General features: G+C 69.7%; 18 protein-coding genes and 1 pseudogene. 14 read left to right on the top strand and 5 right to left on the bottom strand.

All coding sequences use genetic code 11. The features are described 5' to 3' along the window. The first annotated feature begins 63 nt into the window (after positions 1-63). The 9 genes from WA675_RS26905 to WA675_RS26865 all read left to right on the top strand — a co-directional run bounded on the left by WA675_RS26905 (position 64) and on the right by WA675_RS26865 (position 8,764). Complete coding sequence (locus WA675_RS26905) at positions 64-852, top strand: DUF5666 domain-containing protein (protein WP_336088169.1); 789 nt, start codon at positions 64-66, stop codon at positions 850-852. A 68-nt stretch (positions 853-920) separates the two neighbouring features. After that, positions 921-2,027 (top strand): hypothetical protein, encoded by a 1,107-nt coding sequence (locus tag WA675_RS26900; RefSeq protein WP_336088167.1) that lies wholly within the window; start codon positions 921-923, stop codon positions 2,025-2,027. 57 nt (positions 2,028-2,084) lie between these two features. Then, positions 2,085-2,891 (top strand): SDR family NAD(P)-dependent oxidoreductase, encoded by an 807-nt coding sequence (locus WA675_RS26895; RefSeq protein WP_336088164.1) that lies wholly within the window; start codon positions 2,085-2,087, stop codon positions 2,889-2,891. 22 nt (positions 2,892-2,913) lie between these two features. Beyond that, entirely contained in the window at positions 2,914-3,477 is a 564-nt protein-coding gene (gene pyrE / locus WA675_RS26890) for an orotate phosphoribosyltransferase (protein WP_336088161.1), read from the top strand. A gap of 68 nt (positions 3,478-3,545) precedes the next feature. After that, positions 3,546-4,604, top strand: a complete 1,059-nt coding sequence (locus tag WA675_RS26885) for a beta-ketoacyl-ACP synthase 3 (RefSeq protein ID WP_336088159.1) — start codon at positions 3,546-3,548, stop codon at positions 4,602-4,604. Position 4,605: 1 nt separating this feature from the next. Continuing rightward, positions 4,606-5,316, top strand: a complete 711-nt coding sequence (locus tag WA675_RS26880; protein WP_336088157.1) for a lysoplasmalogenase — start codon at positions 4,606-4,608, stop codon at positions 5,314-5,316. Positions 5,317-5,477: 161 nt separating this feature from the next. Beyond that, on the top strand, positions 5,478-6,509 hold the full coding sequence (locus tag WA675_RS26875) for an alpha/beta fold hydrolase (RefSeq protein ID WP_336088155.1): 1,032 nt from the start codon (positions 5,478-5,480) through the stop codon (positions 6,507-6,509). Between the two features lie 304 nt (positions 6,510-6,813). Then, positions 6,814-7,497, top strand: coding sequence for a TrmH family RNA methyltransferase (locus tag WA675_RS26870; RefSeq protein ID WP_336088153.1), 684 nt, complete (start codon positions 6,814-6,816; stop codon positions 7,495-7,497). 178 nt (positions 7,498-7,675) lie between these two features. Continuing rightward, the gene (locus tag WA675_RS26865; RefSeq protein WP_336088200.1) at positions 7,676-8,764 is read left to right on the top strand and encodes a glycoside hydrolase family 76 protein; all 1,089 of its coding nucleotides are present in this window, start codon (positions 7,676-7,678) and stop codon (positions 8,762-8,764) included. Between the two features lie 15 nt (positions 8,765-8,779). Here WA675_RS26865 and WA675_RS26860 read toward each other — a convergent pair whose 3' ends face one another. Both WA675_RS26860 and WA675_RS26855 read right to left on the bottom strand, forming a co-directional pair. Further along, positions 8,780-9,478 (bottom strand): DedA family protein, encoded by a 699-nt coding sequence (locus tag WA675_RS26860; protein WP_336088151.1) that lies wholly within the window; start codon positions 9,476-9,478, stop codon positions 8,780-8,782. A gap of 5 nt (positions 9,479-9,483) precedes the next feature. After that, positions 9,484-10,140, bottom strand: a complete 657-nt coding sequence (locus WA675_RS26855; RefSeq protein ID WP_336088198.1) for a DedA family protein — start codon at positions 10,138-10,140, stop codon at positions 9,484-9,486. 188 nt (positions 10,141-10,328) lie between these two features. On the opposite strand from WA675_RS26855, the gene fbaA reads away from it, so the two are divergent. Further along, positions 10,329-11,366, top strand: coding sequence for a class II fructose-bisphosphate aldolase (gene fbaA / locus WA675_RS26850; protein ID WP_336088149.1), 1,038 nt, complete (start codon positions 10,329-10,331; stop codon positions 11,364-11,366). A gap of 37 nt (positions 11,367-11,403) precedes the next feature. Further along, positions 11,404-12,522 (top strand): BTAD domain-containing putative transcriptional regulator, encoded by a 1,119-nt coding sequence (locus WA675_RS26845; RefSeq protein ID WP_336088147.1) that lies wholly within the window; start codon positions 11,404-11,406, stop codon positions 12,520-12,522. Positions 12,523-12,525: 3 nt separating this feature from the next. Here the strand turns inward: WA675_RS26845 and WA675_RS26840 are convergent, their stop codons facing one another. Then, complete coding sequence (locus WA675_RS26840; protein ID WP_336088145.1) at positions 12,526-12,858, bottom strand: winged helix-turn-helix transcriptional regulator; 333 nt, start codon at positions 12,856-12,858, stop codon at positions 12,526-12,528. A 62-nt stretch (positions 12,859-12,920) separates the two neighbouring features. Here WA675_RS26840 and WA675_RS26835 point away from each other — a divergent pair. After that, positions 12,921-13,187: pseudogene (locus WA675_RS26835) on the top strand (SDR family oxidoreductase); the annotation flags it as partial. A gap of 104 nt (positions 13,188-13,291) precedes the next feature. Further along, positions 13,292-13,747 (top strand): hypothetical protein, encoded by a 456-nt coding sequence (locus WA675_RS26830; RefSeq protein WP_336088201.1) that lies wholly within the window; start codon positions 13,292-13,294, stop codon positions 13,745-13,747. An 11-nt stretch (positions 13,748-13,758) separates the two neighbouring features. Here WA675_RS26830 and WA675_RS26825 read toward each other — a convergent pair whose 3' ends face one another. Together WA675_RS26825 and WA675_RS26820 are read right to left on the bottom strand one after the other, a co-directional pair. Then, positions 13,759-14,817, bottom strand: a complete 1,059-nt coding sequence (locus tag WA675_RS26825; protein WP_336088143.1) for a fused (3R)-hydroxyacyl-ACP dehydratase subunits HadA/HadB — start codon at positions 14,815-14,817, stop codon at positions 13,759-13,761. Between the two features lie 98 nt (positions 14,818-14,915). Beyond that, positions 14,916-15,362 (bottom strand): Rv0361 family membrane protein, encoded by a 447-nt coding sequence (locus WA675_RS26820; protein WP_336088141.1) that lies wholly within the window; start codon positions 15,360-15,362, stop codon positions 14,916-14,918. Positions 15,363-15,557: 195 nt separating this feature from the next. Here WA675_RS26820 and WA675_RS26815 point away from each other — a divergent pair. After that, the coding region (locus WA675_RS26815; RefSeq protein WP_442945734.1) for a hypothetical protein at positions 15,558-16,171 on the top strand (614 nt) is incomplete at its 3' end.

Raw genomic sequence — 16,171 nt, 5'->3', positions numbered from 1 at the left:
TTTATCCACAGCCCGGTGCGTGAGGACCTCCCAAACGCACCGGGCTGACCTACGCTGGAGCCCATGACGAACCCGAACGATCCGTGGGGGCAACACCCGGAGGATTCGCCGACCGAACGGTTGGGTTCGCCGGGTGTGGAATCGACCAAGCCGTACGGCTCGGGGTTCGACGAGTGGGGGCAGCCGTCGAACCCGACCCAGGCCCTGCCGCCGCACGACGCGCAGTGGGGTGCCTACGAAAGTGGTTATCCCGCAGCGCAACCGCCACCGCAGCAGGCCCCGCCGCCCGGCTACGGGCCGGGATATTCCGGTGGCCCGCCGCCGGGATACCCGCCGCACCCGCAGGGCGGTGACCAGGGCCCACCGCCCAAGCGCAATACCGGACTGTGGATCCTGCTCGGGCTGGGCGTGCTGGCGCTGATCGCGGTCGGCGGCGTGCTGGCCGGGCTGATGCTCAGCGGCGGCGGTTCCGATGACGACACCCTCGCCACCGCCCCGCAGACCACCCAGCCGCTGGTGCCCCCCACCTTCGGTCAGCCCACCACCCCACTCACCCCGCCCGACACGCCCGGCCTCCCCGGATTACCCGGTTTGGGCGGTGGCGATGACCTCGGTGCGACCATGGGAAGCATCACGGCCAACACCGGCACCGAGATCACCATGAGCACGCTGGGCGGCTCGACGGTGCGGGTGCTGATCGACGATGCGACCCAGGTGATCTCGCTGACCAGCACGAAGGCGAGCGAACTCCCGGTCGGCGACATGGTTATGGTGCAGGGCGACAAGAATCCAGACGGGTCGATCCACGCCGAGATCATCATCAGCACGGCGTTACCGAGCGGCCCCCGATGAGCGACCCGCGCGTCGAATCCCCGGTGCTGCCGGGCAATCACGGCGACGGCTGGATAGGCTAGGCGACGATGACGGCTATGTGGTTCGGGTTGGCGGCGATCGCACTCGTGGGTGCGGTCGTGCTGCTGTATTTCGATCGGGTCCAGCGACAGCGGACCGGGCACGCCCGGCAGGTGTGGGCGAAGTCCCAGGGCTACACCTATGTTTCGGTGGAGCCCGCGCTCGCCTCGACCTGGCGCCGCGGCGCGCTGGCCAAGCTCGGCTACCTCTCGGCGGTCGACGTGGTCTCCGGTATCCGCAAGGGCGAGAAGTTCGTGCTGTTCGACCTGGAGGACGCGGCCACCCTGGTGGCGGTGCGCAGGCAGATCGGCTCGGAGATCGATGTCGACATGCGGCTCAAGACCGCCGCCCCGCCCAAGGACCACGATCTGGAACTGCTCGGCGCCATCGGCGACCGGGTCGTGTTCGCCACCGACCCCGAGATCGCCCGGCACGCCGTCGACCAGCGCATGGTCGGCTTCATCGAATCGCTCACCGACACCCTGCAGATGCTGTGGAGCGAGGGCAACTGGACCCTGGGCATGCTGCCGGTCGGCAGCGGCGCCAAGGAGTGGGAGTCCGCGATCGACGCGGTGCTGCGCCTGTCCGGCCTGCTGCACGTGCTGCCCCCGGTGGCCGAGCCCAGCGAGTACAACCGCCCGCGCTCCAACGCCGACGAGCCGCTGGGCGAGGGCTTCCGCCCCGAATACGACGACGACCTCGACGACGAGCCGCTCGACGCCGAGGACCGCGGGCGCGCCCGCTTCCCCGGCCCGGACGACGAGGACGACCGCTACCGTCCGCAGCCCGAGCGCGGCGCCGGTTTCCGCGCCCCGGCCGAGCCCGAGGACGACTACCCGTTCGAGCAGCGCCCGCCGATAAACCGGGCGCCCCGCCCCGCCGACTACGACCCCGACCTCGACGATCCCGAGTTCGAGGATCAGCCCGCACCCGGCCGCCGCCCGCTCGGCGAGCCGCCGCGGCGCCCCTCGCTGGCCGTGGTTCCCGAGCCGCGTCCGCGCGTCGAGCCCCCGTTACCCCGGGCGGACGGCGCGGACGACGAGTCCGAACCCGGACGCCCCGGCGGCCCCTTCCACCCCGGTTTCCGCCCGTATCAGGGGCCGGTACCCAAGTGATCCCGGGCCGTGGCGAGCGTCGCCACGGCCTTTTCCGTCGACCCGAATCGACCAGCGATGACCGATAGTCCCGCGCGCCTGCCCGGCGCGTCCCGCCCCGTCGCCATGATCACCGGACCGACGTCCGGCATCGGCAAGGGTTTCGCCCACCGCCTCGCCGCCCTCGGCTACGACCTGGTGCTCGTCGCCCGGAACGAGACCCGGCTGCGCGAGCTCGCCGACGAGCTGGCCCGCCGCTACGACACCGGCGCCGAGGTGCTCGTCGCCGACCTCGCCGATGACGACGACCGCGCCCGCGTCGCCGACCGCGCGGCGAAGGGCCTCCAGTTCCTGGTCAACAACGCGGGATTCGCGCACTCGGGCGAGTTCTGGACGCTCGAGCCCGGTGAGCTGCAGGCCCAGCTCGATGTCAACGTGACCTCGGTGCTGCAGCTGACCAGGGCCGCGCTGCCCGCGATGATCGCCGCGGCGTCCGGCTCGATCGTGAATGTGGCCAGTGTGGCCGGGCTGATCCCCGGACGGGGGTCGACCTACTCGGCCTCCAAGGCCTACGTCGTATCCTTTTCCGAAGGGTTGGCAGGCGGCCTGGTGGGTACCGGGGTGCGCGTGCAGGCGCTGTGCCCCGGATTCGTGCGCACCGAGTTCCACGAGCGCGCGGGCATCGAGATGGGTTCGACGCCGACGCGGATGTGGCTCGATGTCGATCAGGTGGTCGACGGGTGCCTGCGCGACCTCGACTCCGGCCGGGTGATCAGTGTGCCCGGTGTGCAGTACAAGGTGCTCACCACGGTGGCGGGGTTCGTCCCGCGGACCCTGATCACCCGGATCAATCGTGGACTGTTCAACGCACGCGGAAGGACCTAGGCATGAGAGGAACACAGCCATCATGATCGACCAGGCACGTCAGGCGCTCACCGAGGCCGATCGCGACCGACTGGCCGCGCTCGTGCGCGAGCTCGCGGTCGTGCACGGCAAGGTGACGCTGTCCTCGGGCAAGGAGGCCGACTACTACGTCGACCTGCGCCGCGCGACGCTGCACCACCAGGCGGGACCGCTGATCGGCTCGCTGCTGCGCGAGCTCGTCGCCGACTGGGACTTCGACGCGGTCGGTGGGCTCACCATGGGCGCCGACCCGGTCGCGATGGCGGTGATGCACGCCCCCGGCCGCCCGATCGACGCGTTCGTGGTGCGCAAGGCCGCCAAGGCGCACGGCATGCAGCGCCAGATCGAGGGCCCGAATGTGGTGGGCAAGCGGGTGCTGGTCGTCGAGGACACCACCACCACCGGCAACTCGCCGCTGACCGCGGTGCGCGCGCTGCGCGACGCGGGGGCCATCGTGGTGGGTGTGGCCACCGTCGTCGACCGGGAAACCGGCGCCGACCAGGTGATCGCCGAGGAGGGGCTGGAATATCGGTCCATCCTCGGACTCGATGACCTTGCTCTGAGTTAGCCTGAACAGCGCCAAGCCCGGGCGACGATGTGGTCGCCCGGTAATTTTGAAGGACGTGTGAGTCACCTGTGGTGAGCATTGCAGTTAACAAAGGTCGCGACAACGTTGCGATGCTCGGGATCGGTGCCTACCGTCCGCAGCGCATCGTCAGCAATGCCGAGGTGTGCGAGACCCTCGACTCGACGCCGGAGTGGATCTTCGAGCGCACCGGTATCCACAACCGGCGCTGGATCAGCGGCGACGAGACGATTCGCTCGATCGCCGCGGCCGCGGGCGAGCGCGCGCTGAAGAACACGCCGATCGAGCGCACCAAGATCGGCGCGGTCATCCTGTGCACCTCGAGCTGGCTCAAGCTCACCCCGCACGGTGCCCCCTCGGTGGCCTCCGACCTGGGGCTCAACGGCGTCGCCGCCTTCGACCTCACCTCCGGCTGCGGCGGCTTCGGCTACGGGCTCGGCGTCGCCGCCGACCTGATCCGGGCCGGTTCGGCCGACTACGTGCTGGTGATCGGCGCGGAGACGATGACCGTCGGCCTGGACAAGTCCGACCGCGGCACCGCGATGATCTTCGGTGACGGCGCGGGCGCTGTCGTCGTCGGCCCGGCCGAGGAGAACGGCATCTCGCCGACGGTGTGGGGCAGCGACGGCGAGAACGCCGAGGCCATCGCCCAGAACATCGACTTCCTGGCTTTCCAGGATCGTGCCCAGAAGATGCAGGGCACCGATCCCGAGGTCGAGCCGGTGGGTCAGATGTCGCTGCGGATGGAAGGCCCGAAGGTCTTCCGCTGGGCCGCGGTGACCCTGCCGCGCGCGCTCTCGGCGGCGCTGGAGAACTCCGGCGTGGCCAAGGAGGACATCGAGGTCTTCATCCCACACCAGGCCAACGCCCGGATCAACGAGCTGATGAAGAAGAACCTCGGCCTGGCCGACGGCATCCCGATGGCCAACGACATCGAGAACACCGGCAACACCTCCGCGGCCTCGATCCCGCTGGCCATGGAGGAGATGCTGGTGACCGGCAAGGCCAAGGGCGGTCAGCTGGCGCTGCTGCTCGGCTTCGGCGCCGGGCTGAGCTACGCGGGCCAGGTCGTCACCCTGCCGCCCGCCCCGAAGGAACCGAGTTTCTGACGTGCGAGCGCTGCGGGCCGGATATCTCGCGGCGGCGGCGGTCACCGTCTTCGGTGCCGTCACCGGCCGCGAGCGGCTGCAATGGGTGGCCAAGCCACTGCTGATGCCGCTGCTGGCGGCCGACGCGGTGACCAGCGGCATCGAGTTCGATCCGGGCGAACGCCGGATCCTGCTCGGCTCGCTGGCCGCCGCCACCGTCGGTGACGTGTTGCTGATCGATCCCGACGACGATCGCCGCCTGATCGCGGGCGCGTCCTCGTTCGCGGTGATGCAGACCGGCTATTCGATGCTGTGGTTGCGGCGCGGCGCCCGGCCGCGCCCGGAGATCGCGGCGCCCCGGGTACTCGCCTGGCTGGGTGCGGCCGGTTTGCTGCGGGCCAAGGCCCCGAACCTGGCCCTGCCATTGAGCGCCTACGGCGCGACCCTCGGCACCGCCGCCACCCTGGCCTCCGATCCGGCCCTCGCGCCGGGCGCGAAGAACATCGCGGGCCTGAACATTCCGAACGCCGATCCGCGTAGCAGGCTCGGGGTGGGGGCGCTGCTGTTCACGGTGTCCGATGGGCTGATCGTCTTGCGGCGGCTCTTCGCGCGCACCGAGCGCGGTCGCCGGGCGAGCGAGGGCGTCATCCTGGCGACCTACGCCGCCGCGCAATACCTGCTCACGGACCCCGCCGTCCATGGCCGCACTGGCGCGGCTGTCGCCCCACGCTGAGCGTGCCGCGGCCGTGGTCGCCTCGCCGAGGTACCGCACGGGGTGTTGGCCGGAGTTCTCGTGCAATCGCGCGCTCGCCAATCAGCTTGGCGATACGCCGTGTCACCTACGTCTAACCTGAGCGTTCCGTCGAGGCAACACCTCCGGCGCACGCTTCGGAGATGACCGGGAAAGCGCAGTTCATCGAGGTGCATGGGTATCGCCGCGCGTTCCGGATGGCCGGATCGGGACCGCCGTTGCTGCTCATCCACGGCATCACCGACAGCTCCGGCACCTGGGCGCCGGTCTTCGATGGGCTCGCCGAGCACTACACCGTGATCGCGCCGGACCTGCTCGGCCATGGTGAATCCGCCAAACCGCGCGCCGACTACGCGGTGGCCGCCTACGCCAACGGCATGCGTGATCTGCTCAGTGTGCTCGGTATCGAGCGGATCACCCTGGTCGGGCATTCGCTCGGCGGTGGGGTGGCGATGCAGTTCGCCTACCAGTTCCCGGAGAAGGTGGAGCGGATCGCGCTGGTCTGCCCGGCCGGGATGGGCGCTGGCGTGCATCCGGCGTTCCGGCTGGCGACGGTGGCCGGGGCCGGGCCCGCGCTGATGGCGATCACCAGCTGGCCGGTGCGCACCGTGGTCCGCACCTCGATTCCGCTGGTCCGGGCGCTCGGCGGGCTGGGTCTGGGCCCCGACGCCGAATACGTGCTGGGCCTCTACGGCCGCCTCGCCGACCCCGGCGCGCGCAATGCCTTCCTGCGCACCATCCGTGCCGCCGCCGACCGGCGCGGCCAGACCATCACCATGCTCGACCGCGGCTACCTGGCCGCCCACCTGCCCACCATGGTCATCGGCGGCACCCGCGACACGGTCATCCCGTCCGGGCACGCCGAACGCGCGCATCGCGCCTTCCCCGGCAGCCGCATCGAGATCTTCCCCGGCGCAGGGCATTTCCCGCATCACTACGATCCCGACCGCTTCGTCGCCCTTATCCGCGACTTCATCGAACACACCGAACCGGCGGTCTTCGACCCCGTGCGCTGGCAGCGCACCCTCCGCCGCGGCCGCCCGATCGTGGCCCTCCCGTCCCCGGGCACCGGCCCGTCGGTCACCTTCCCCGACCCGGCACCGGACGCCGCGGCGCAGCCAGGCGTCCATCAGCGACCGGAGTCGGCGCGCGGTTCGCAGCGCAGTCTGCCGTGAGCCACACGAGGTCGGCGGCAGTTCGCAGTGCGGCGGCCGCGTCGCGAGAGCGGCCCTGATCCGCGGTCCAGCCTGACGAGTGGAGAGTCCCTGCGACTACGGGTAGGCGGGGGCGTGCCGACCACGCTCCGGTTGCGATGAATCCGCCGGTCGTGCGCCACGGAAGCGGGCAGGCCGCCGAGGACGCGCTGGACGTGCGCTGGGGTGAGGTAGTCCGGCCTGTCGACGCGGTGACCCGCCGGTCGCACGCCGGAGGGGGAGCTGGGTCCGGGTCGATCTGGTGGTCGGGCCTAGCATTCTCGGCGTGAGTGAGTCAGCGGATGTGCCCGACACCCAGGTCCCCGGACCGACCGAATGGGGCGAGCACCCGCATGGACTCGGCCCGTGGGAGCAGGAATACGGCACCCCCGCGCCCACCGACGAGCGCTACGACCCGGTCCTGCTGGCCGAGGGTGACCGGCGCAATGTCGTCGACGCCTACCGGTACTGGACCAGGGAGGCGATCGTCGCCGATATCGACGCGCGCCGCTTCCCCTTCCACGTCGCCATCGAGAACTTCGGCCACGACGCCAATATCGGCACGGTGGTCCGCACCGCCAACGCCTTCGCCGCCGCGGCCGTGCACATCGTCGGCAGGCGGCGCTGGAATCGGCGCGGCGCCATGGTGACCGACCGCTACCAGCACCTGCTGCACCACACCGACCTGACCGAACTGCGCGCCTACGCGACAGCCCAGGGCCTGACCGTCGTCGCGGTCGACAATGTCCCCGGCGCGGTCCCGCTGGAGACCGCCCAGCTGCCCGAACGCTGCCTGCTGCTGTTCGGCCAGGAGGGTCCCGGGGTCAGCGACGACGCGAAAGACGCGGCGGCCCTGACGGTTTCGATCGCCCAGTTCGGGTCCACCCGCAGCATCAACGCCGGGGTCGCGGCGGGCATCGCCATGCACGCCTGGATTCGCCAGCACGCCGACCTGTCCACGGCCTGGTAAACCGGACGGCGGCGAGCAGTGTGATCGAATCGGCCTCAGATCGGTAACGGAATAGGCGCGGAAACCGGGCGGCAGCTGGCACCATGGTCCCATGACCTCGCGCAGCGGCCGGCGCCCACAGCCCTCTGATCGCGCCGGATCCGTGCCGACTCCGGCGCTGTGGTCCGAGCGCGCCGACATGGCCGAGTCCGCGATCGTCTCGCGGCACCTGCGCACGCTGTGGGGTTGTCCCGGAACGGAATTGGGTGTCGTCGGCTGGCCAGCCACCCGCCGCGAGCGCGCCTTCGTGAGCTGGCACTACTGGTGGCAGGCGCATCTGCTCGATGTCGCCGTCGACGCGGCCAACCGCGTGCCCACCCCCGCCCGGCGCCGCCGCATCGGCGCGATCGCCCGCGCGCACCGACTACGCAACATCACCGGCTGGACCAACCGCTACTACGACGACATGGCCTGGCTGGCGATCGCGCTGGAACGCGCCGAACGCACCCAGGAACTCACCACCGCGCGCGGCGGGCTCGTCGCCCTCGAACAGCAGCTCTACCACGCGTGGGCGCCCGAGATCGGCGGCGGCATCCCGTGGCGGCTGCGCGCCGACTTCTACAACGCCCCGGCCAACGGCCCGGCGGGTATCGCGCTGCTGCGGCTCGGCCGCGTCGAGCGCGCTCAGGAGATGGCCGACTGGCTCGACGCCACCCTGCGCGATCCGGAATCCGGCCTGATCCTCGACGGCATCCACCTGCCCTCGGGCGAGATCGAGCGCCCGGTGTTCAGCTACTGCCAGGGCGTGGTGCTCGGGCTGGAGACCGAACTGGCCGTGCACACCGACGACGACCGGCACGCCGAGCGGGTCGGCAAGCTGCTGGCCGCGGTGGAAGAACACATGACCACGCGCCTGGTGATCTCTGGTGGCGGCGGTGGCGACGGCGGCCTGTTCAACGGCATCCTCGCCCGCTACCTCGCCGTCGTCGCGCTCATGCTGCCCGGTGACGGCAAGCAACAGCAGGGCGATCGGCGCGTGGCGGCCGCCATCGTCAAGGCCTCGGCCACCGCCGCCTGGGCCAACCGGCTCGAGGTCGAGGGCGAACCGCTGTTCGGCCACGACTGGAGCAAACCGGCCCGCTTACCCGGCGGCACCGCGGGCGCGGGCAAGTTCACCGCGGGCGGTTCGGTGACGGCCTCGGCGGTCCCCGAGCGCGACCTTTCGGTGCAGCTGTCGGGGTGGATGCTGATGGAAGCCGCCTACCAGGTCACCGCCGCGGGGTTGTGACCGCGGGGTGGTGACTCAGCGCTCCGACTCGGTCGCCAGGCTCGGCTCGGGCTCCACGTCGTACTCCTCGACCGGCTTGGCCATCTCCTGGCGGTAGTGCCGGATACCCAGGATCGTCCCGATCACCAGCCCGGTGACCAGCGTGCCGATCACCACCGGCATCAGCCAGGACACCCGCTCCAGGAACTCACCCGCGTAGTAGCCGATGAGCAGCAGCACCGGCGCCCAGATGATCGCGCCCAGCGTGCTGGCGATGGTGTAGCGGCGGTGCTCCATCCCGGCCGCGCCCGCCACCATCGGGCACAGCGTGCGCACCCACGGAATCCAGCGCGCCACCAGCACCGCGAAGAACCCGTGCCGTTCCAGCAGCGCGGTGACCTTGGCCAGGTTCTCGGTATTGATATAGCGCCCGTTCTTGCGCGCGACCAGCCGATGCCCGGTGCGCTGACCGATCACATAGCCCACCTGGTTACCGGCGATCGCCGCCAGCATGGTGCCCACCGACAGCATCCAGACCTGGGATTCGCCGTTGGCGTGCGAGGCGAGCACGATGCCCGCGGTGATCAGCATCGAGTCGCCGGGCAGGAACAGCCCGATGATGAACGCGCACTCGAGGAAGACGAAGACCAGCACCACCGTGCAGACCACGGCGGGGCCCGCCGAGATCAGCGGATCGAAGGTGCCCAGAGCGTGTGTCGACGGTCCTGCGGTCACTGCGATCAGTGCGTCTCGTTCGCCGACGCGGCCAGCTCGGTGGCCTGCACGGGCTCGGCGGGCGCGTTGCGCCGCTCGAGCACCTTCTTACCGACGGTGATGATGGCGGGCAGGATCGAGACGAACACGATCAGCAGGAAGATCGCCTCGATGTGGTCGCGGATGAAGCCGACATTGCCGAGGAAGTAGCCCAGCACCGTCACACCGCCACCCCAGAGCACGGCGCCGACGATGTCGAAGGCCACATATTTGCGGTAGTCCATTTTCGACACACCAGCCAGCACCGGCATGAACGTGCGCACGATCGGCACGAACCGGGCCAGGATGATCGTCTTCGGGCCGTGCTTCTCGAAGAACTCGTGCGTCTCGGTGATGTACTGCTTCTTGAAGAAGCGGCTGTCCTCCTTGCGGAAGATGGCCGGGCCGATCTTGCGGCCGATCCAATACGCGCACTGATCGCCGAGGAACGCGGTGAGGATCACCAGCGGGACGAGGGCCCAGATCGAGAGCTTCGCGTCTGGTTGCGCGGCGAGCATGCCACCGGTGAACAGCAGCGAGTCACCTGGCAGCAACGGGAACAGCAGGCCGGTCTCGATGAAGACAATGGCCAGGATGGCGGGTAGAACCGCGTGTGCCAGCCACGTCTGCTCGAGCAAATACATCGGGTCCAGCAACTGTGTCAACGCGAGGTTGTTCGTCACCGCATCGGATACCGCCAGCAAAGTCACGGCCCCCACAGTACCGGGCCGGTCCGCGACGTGAGCACCGGTGAACCTGTACTTGCCTTCCTAATTTAGGGTGTGGCCTGACAGAATTGGTTTTTCGCTCTCGACACACGGAGGTCCCAGCTGTGCCTATCGCGACTCCGGAGGTCTACGCCGAGATGCTCGGCCGGGCCAAGGCGCACTCGTTCGCGTTCCCGGCCATCAACTGCACGTCGTCGGAGACGATCAACGCCGCCATCAAGGGCTTCGCGGACGCGGGCAGCGACGGCATCATCCAGTTCTCGACCGGTGGCGCCGAGTTCGGCTCCGGCCTCGGCGTGAAGGACATGGTCACCGGCGCTGTCGCGCTGGCCGAGTTCGCGCATGTGGTCGCCGCCAAGTACGACGTCACCATCGCGCTGCACACCGACCACTGCCCCAAGGACAAGCTCGACACCTATGTGCGCCCGCTGCTCGCGATCTCGCAGGAGCGCGTCAACAATGGCCTGAACCCGCTGTTCCAGTCGCACATGTGGGACGGCTCGGCCATCCCGATCGACGAGAACCTCGAGATCGCCAAGGAACTGCTCAAGCTGTCGAAGGCCGCCAACATCATCCTCGAGGTCGAGATCGGCGTCGTCGGCGGTGAAGAGGACGGTGTCGAGGCCGCGATCGACGACAAGCTCTACACCTCGCCCGAGGACTTCGAGAAGACCATCGACGCGCTCGGCGCGGGCGAGAACGGCAAGTACCTGCTGGCCGCCACCTTCGGCAACGTGCACGGCGTGTACAAGCCGGGCAATGTGGTGCTCAAGCCCGAGGTGCTGGCCGAGGGCCAGCGGGTGGCCGCGGCCAAGCTGGGCCTGGCCGCCGACGCGCAGCCGTTCGACTTCGTCTTCCACGGCGGTTCCGGCTCGCTGAAGTCCGAGATCGAGGACTCGCTGCGGTTCGGTGTGGTGAAGATGAACGTCGACACCGACACCCAGTACGCCTTCACCCGCCCGGTCGCCGGTCACATGTTCGCCAACTACGACGGTGTGCTGAAGATCGACGGTGAGGTGGGCAACAAGAAGGTCTACGACCCGCGCAGCTACCTCAAGAAGGCCGAGACCTCGATGGCCGAGCGGGTCGTCGAGGCCTGCAATGACCTGAAGTCGGCCGGACGTTCCGTCAGCGGTTCCTGACCGGCCCCTTCCTAGATATCAAACGGGGCCCGAGCTCATGAGTCTTGATGTCCGTGTGCTCGGGCCCGTTCGACTGCTCGTCGGCGGTGAGCCGGTGGCGGTCGGCGGGCCCAAGCCGCGCGCTCTGCTTGCCGCGCTCACCGTCAACCGGCGGCGCGCGGTGTCTTCTGCTGTGCTGGCCGAGATGGTGTGGAACGAGGATCCGCCAGACTCCTATGCCGCGAGCCTGCAGGTATTCGTCTCCAATATCCGCAAGGCGATGCGCAACGCGGGTATCGATTCGGCACAGGTGCTGCGCACCGAGGGTGCGGGCTACCGGCTCGAAATCCCCGACACCGCCTGCGATCTCGGCCGGTTCGAGTCCGCGCGCGAGGCGGGTTCGCGCTGCTTCGAGCTCGGTGACCATCCCGGCGCGTCCAATCTGTTCGGCGCCGCGCTGCGCGAATGGTCGGGGCGCGCCCTGGCCGATCTGGCCGGTCTGCAGTTCGCCGACGGGTTCGCCACCGCCATGAACGAGGAGCGTCTGCTCGCGGCCTCGGCCCGGGTGGACGCCGAGATCGCCTGCGGGCGCGCATCTTCGGTGATCGGCGAGCTGGTCACGATGACCAACGAGCATCCGCTGCGCGAACCGCTGTGGGGACAGCTGATCACCGCGCTGTACCTGTCCGGCCGTCAGGCCGACGCGCTGGAGGCGTGCCGCCGGGTGCGCGGCGTGCTCGCCGAGGAACTCGGTATCGACCCGGGCGCCGCGCTGATCGAGCTGGAGCAGCGGGTGCTGCGCCAGGAACCGCTGAATGTGCTGACGGCCAAGCGATCCGAGCAGGTCGCCGCCGCCATGACCGAGACCGTCACCGAGGTGCCGCGCTCGATCCGCAACGGGAATCTGCGCTTCGCCGACGGCCGCACCGTCCCGATTCCGCACGGCGGCATCAGAATCGGCCGGATGACCGACAACGAACTGGTCCTCGACGACCCCAAGGCCAGCCGCTACCACGCGCACATCATGCCCAGCCGGGCCGGACTGCTGATCAAGGATCTGCACTCGGCCAACGGGGTCTATGTGAACGAAGTCCCCATCGACAGTGGGGCTTTGCTCGCCGACGGGGATGTCATCCGGATCGGGGCGACGATGCTGACCTTCCTCGCGGTCGCCTAGAACTCAGGCCCGGCGACGTGGCCGCTGCTCGGCGTCGTAGCTCTCGCGCGCCCGGTCGACCTCGGTGAGGTTCACCGACCACTCGGCCAGCGCCGCGAACAGCGGTGCCAGGCTGCGTCCGAGATCGCTGATCTCGTAGACCACCCGTGGTGGCACCTCCGCGAAGTAGGTGCGCGCGATCAGCCCGTCGCGCTCGAGCTGCCGCAGCCGTTCGGTCAGCACCTTGGGCGTGATCGTCCCGACCCGCCGCTGCAACTCGACGAACCGATGCGGCCCGTACTGGTGCAGCACCCACAGGATCGGCGTGGTCCAGCGGGAGAACACCACCTCGACCACCGGCGCGATCGGGCACGCGTTCTCGGGGGGTCAACAGACGAACTCGGAAAAGAGGAACGAACATGATCGTGGTGACCGGAGCGACGGGCAATGTCGGACGGCCGTTGGTGGAGGCGCTGGTCGCGGCGGGCGAGCAGGTGACCGCGGTCTCGCGCGGGATGACGGCCGCCGATGTCCCCGCGGGAGTTCGGTGGCGACAGGCCGATCTCGCCAGGCCCGCGGATCTCGCGTCGGCGTTCGACGGGGCGGAGGCGCTGTTCCTGCTGACCTCAGGCGATTTCGTCTCCGCGGGCGGCGAGGTGGCCGAGGTGATGGACCTCGTGAAGGGCGCCGGTATCCGGCGAGTCGTGCTGCTGTCCTCGCAGGGTGTCGGCACCGGCAGCACCCGTCGGCGATCGAGGACGCCGTCAAGGAATCCGGTGTCGAGTGGACGATGCTGCGGCCGGGCGGATTCGCGTCCAATACGTTGCAGTGGGCGGAAACGGTGCGCACGCGACGCACGGTCGCGGCGCCGTTCGGTGATGTGGCGCTGCCGGTCATCGACCCGGCCGATATCGCCGCCGCCGCCGCGGTCACCTTGCTCGACAGCGGTCACGGCGGCCGCGCCTACGACCTGACCGGGCCGGTGCCGATCTCACCGCGCCAGCAGGTCGCCGATATCGGGGCGGCATTGGGCGAGCCGATCCGCTTCGTCGAATTGTCGCGCGCCGAAGCCAAGGCGGGGATGGTGCAGTTCATGCCCGAACCCATCGTCGAGACCACCTTGAACATCCTCGGCACGCCCAAACCTGTTGAGCGGCAGGTCAGCCCGGATGTCGAACGGCTGCTCGGCCGCACTCCGCGACCCTTCGCGGAGTGGGTGGCCCGCAATGCCGCAGCCTTCATGTAGCCGGAAACGCCTCAGGTGAGGCGGATTTCGGCGGCCGCGCGGCCGAAGAGCTTGCGGCCGTCCGACATTCCGCTCAGCAGGACTGTGGCGGCGCGGCGCTCGGGGTCGATCGACTTGATCTTGCCGGAGAACTCGATGATCCCCGCCTCGGTGGGCGGCACCGGGACGAAACCGGAGAAGCGCACGCTCAGCTTCTCGATCGCGGTGGGGTCGCCGAGCCAGTCGGTGAGGTACTGCGCGGCCAGGCCCATGGTCAGCAGGCCGTGGGCGACGACGGTCGGCAGGCCGGCCAGCTCGGCGGCGCGGTCGCTGAAATGGATGGGGTTGGGGTCGCCGGAGACACCGGCGTAGTTGGCCAGGTCGCCGCGGGTCACCCGGGCGCTGGCGGTGGGCAGTTCGGCGCCCTTGACCAGGGAGTCGAACTCCGGGGTGGTGTTCACCGGGGCGGTCTCGCGGTCGGCGCCGGGGCGGCCGGGACCGGTCCGGCGGATCAGCACGTCGGCGGTGTCGACCCCGGCGATGACGGCCGGGCGCGGGTGCATGCTGATGTTCTCGACGGCCTCGACGATATTCGGGTCCACCTCGACGCCCTTGCGGGCCACGATGGTGGTGGTGCCCTGCACGGTGATCTGGTCGTGCTGGTTGACCAGCTTGAACCCGACCACGATGAAGTCGTTGTCGCCGAACTGGCGGATCGACTCGATGTCGATCTCGGTGCTGATCCGGTCCCCGGCCAGGATCGGGCGGAAGATCTCGAAGACCTGGTCGGTCTGCAGCACCCGGGAGATGTCGTACTCGGTCAGCACGCTGTCGAGCAGGGCGCGGGTGGCGCTCATGCCGATCACCGAGGCGAAGGTCGGCGGCGCGATCACGCCGTCGTAGCCGAGCTTGCGCGCGTCCACTTCGTGCTGGTGGGCGGGATGCAGATTCTGCACGGCCCTGGCGAATTCCCGGATCTTCTCGCGGCCGACCTCATAGTGATCGCGGAAGCCGAAACGCTGGCCGACCAGCGTCGCATCCGGGACCACAGCTTCGATGTCCGGCTGCGACACTGTCTGTTCCCTGCTCATGATCCGGAAAATGTTACCGGGGCGTACAGCAGGAAGACCAGTTATGTGTGACCCGTCATAGCGGGCAGTGCGCCCACTACGACGGGTTCAGCACCAGGTCACGGGGTTCCCGCGGGATCGCAGACCTTCCACTCGCCGTCCGTGCGCTCCAGATCGAAGGTGCGCGCGGTCTGCTGCGACGGGTCGCCGGTGGTGGACACCGTGGCCTCGGCCAGCGCGGTGTCACCGGTGATCCGCACCGCGTTCACGCTGGATACGACCGGAATCGAGCCGTGCTCGCTGGAGAGCTTGTGCACGGTGTCGAACTGCTGGGCGGTGATGCCCTGGTAGAAATCGTGCAGTTCGCCGCAGGTGCTGGCCCGCAGTCCGTCCAGGTCGCCACCGCGCAGCGCGTCGGTGTAGTCACCGATAGCCGCCTTGACCTGACCCTCCGGCGAGTTGTCCCCACCGGTCATCAGCGCGATCACGGTCCCGAGCAGCGCGATCACCACCACGGCCGCGCCACCCACCGCCAGCCACCACTTCTTCGACCGCTCCGGAGCCACACCTCCCGCCTCCGCCCCCACCCGCTGCGGCGGTGCCACCTGCCGCTGCCCCGCCAACTGCTCGGCAGGCCGCGTCGGCTGAATATCCGCAGGCGAGGGCGCCGAAGCCGCCCCCGGCCGCTGCCCCACCCCCTTGGACGACGAAGGCTGAGTCTCCTCAACCCCACCCTTCTGCAGCCCAACAGCCCCCAGCCCTTGCTGACCGGGACCCTGCTGACCTGGGCCCTGCTGACCGGGACCTTGCTGGCCGGAGCCCTGCTGACCTGGGCCTTGGTGGCCGGAGCCCTGCTGGCCGGGACCTTGCTGGCCCGAGCCTTGCTTGCCCGGGCCCTGCTGGCCGGAGCCCTGCTGACCCGCACCTTGCTGACCTGGGCCCTGCTGGCCGGGCCCCTGCTGGCCGGGCCGCTGAGGCGCCAGCCCCGGCTGGAACTGCTGAGCAGGCACAACCGGCCGCTGAGCCCCCGGCTCGCCGCCCCCCGGCTGACCCGGAGCACCAGCATCCTGCGGCCGACCACCCCCGGCAGGCCCACCCTGCCCGGGTCCGCCCAAACCGGGTCCACTCTGCTCGGTTCCGCCCAGACCAGGTCCTCCCTGACCAGGTCGACCGGACTCCTGCTGCCCCTGCGCACCCGCGCCCGGTTGACCGGAACCCTGACGACCTTGCCCACCGGGACCCTGCGGCCCCACAGCACCCGCACCGTGCTGAGCAGCGACACCGGCACCTTGCTTATCGGTCCCAGCCACACCGGGCCGACCAGCGCCACCCGGCCCTTGCTGCCCGAGCCCACCGGGACCCTGCGGACCGCGGA

This window comes from Nocardia sp. SSK8 (assembly GCF_037034205.1).
Classification (GTDB): Bacteria; Actinomycetota; Actinomycetes; order Mycobacteriales; family Mycobacteriaceae; genus Nocardia.
Note: the sequence above shows the minus strand (reverse complement) of the source record. Positions and strands in the feature narration are given on the sequence as shown.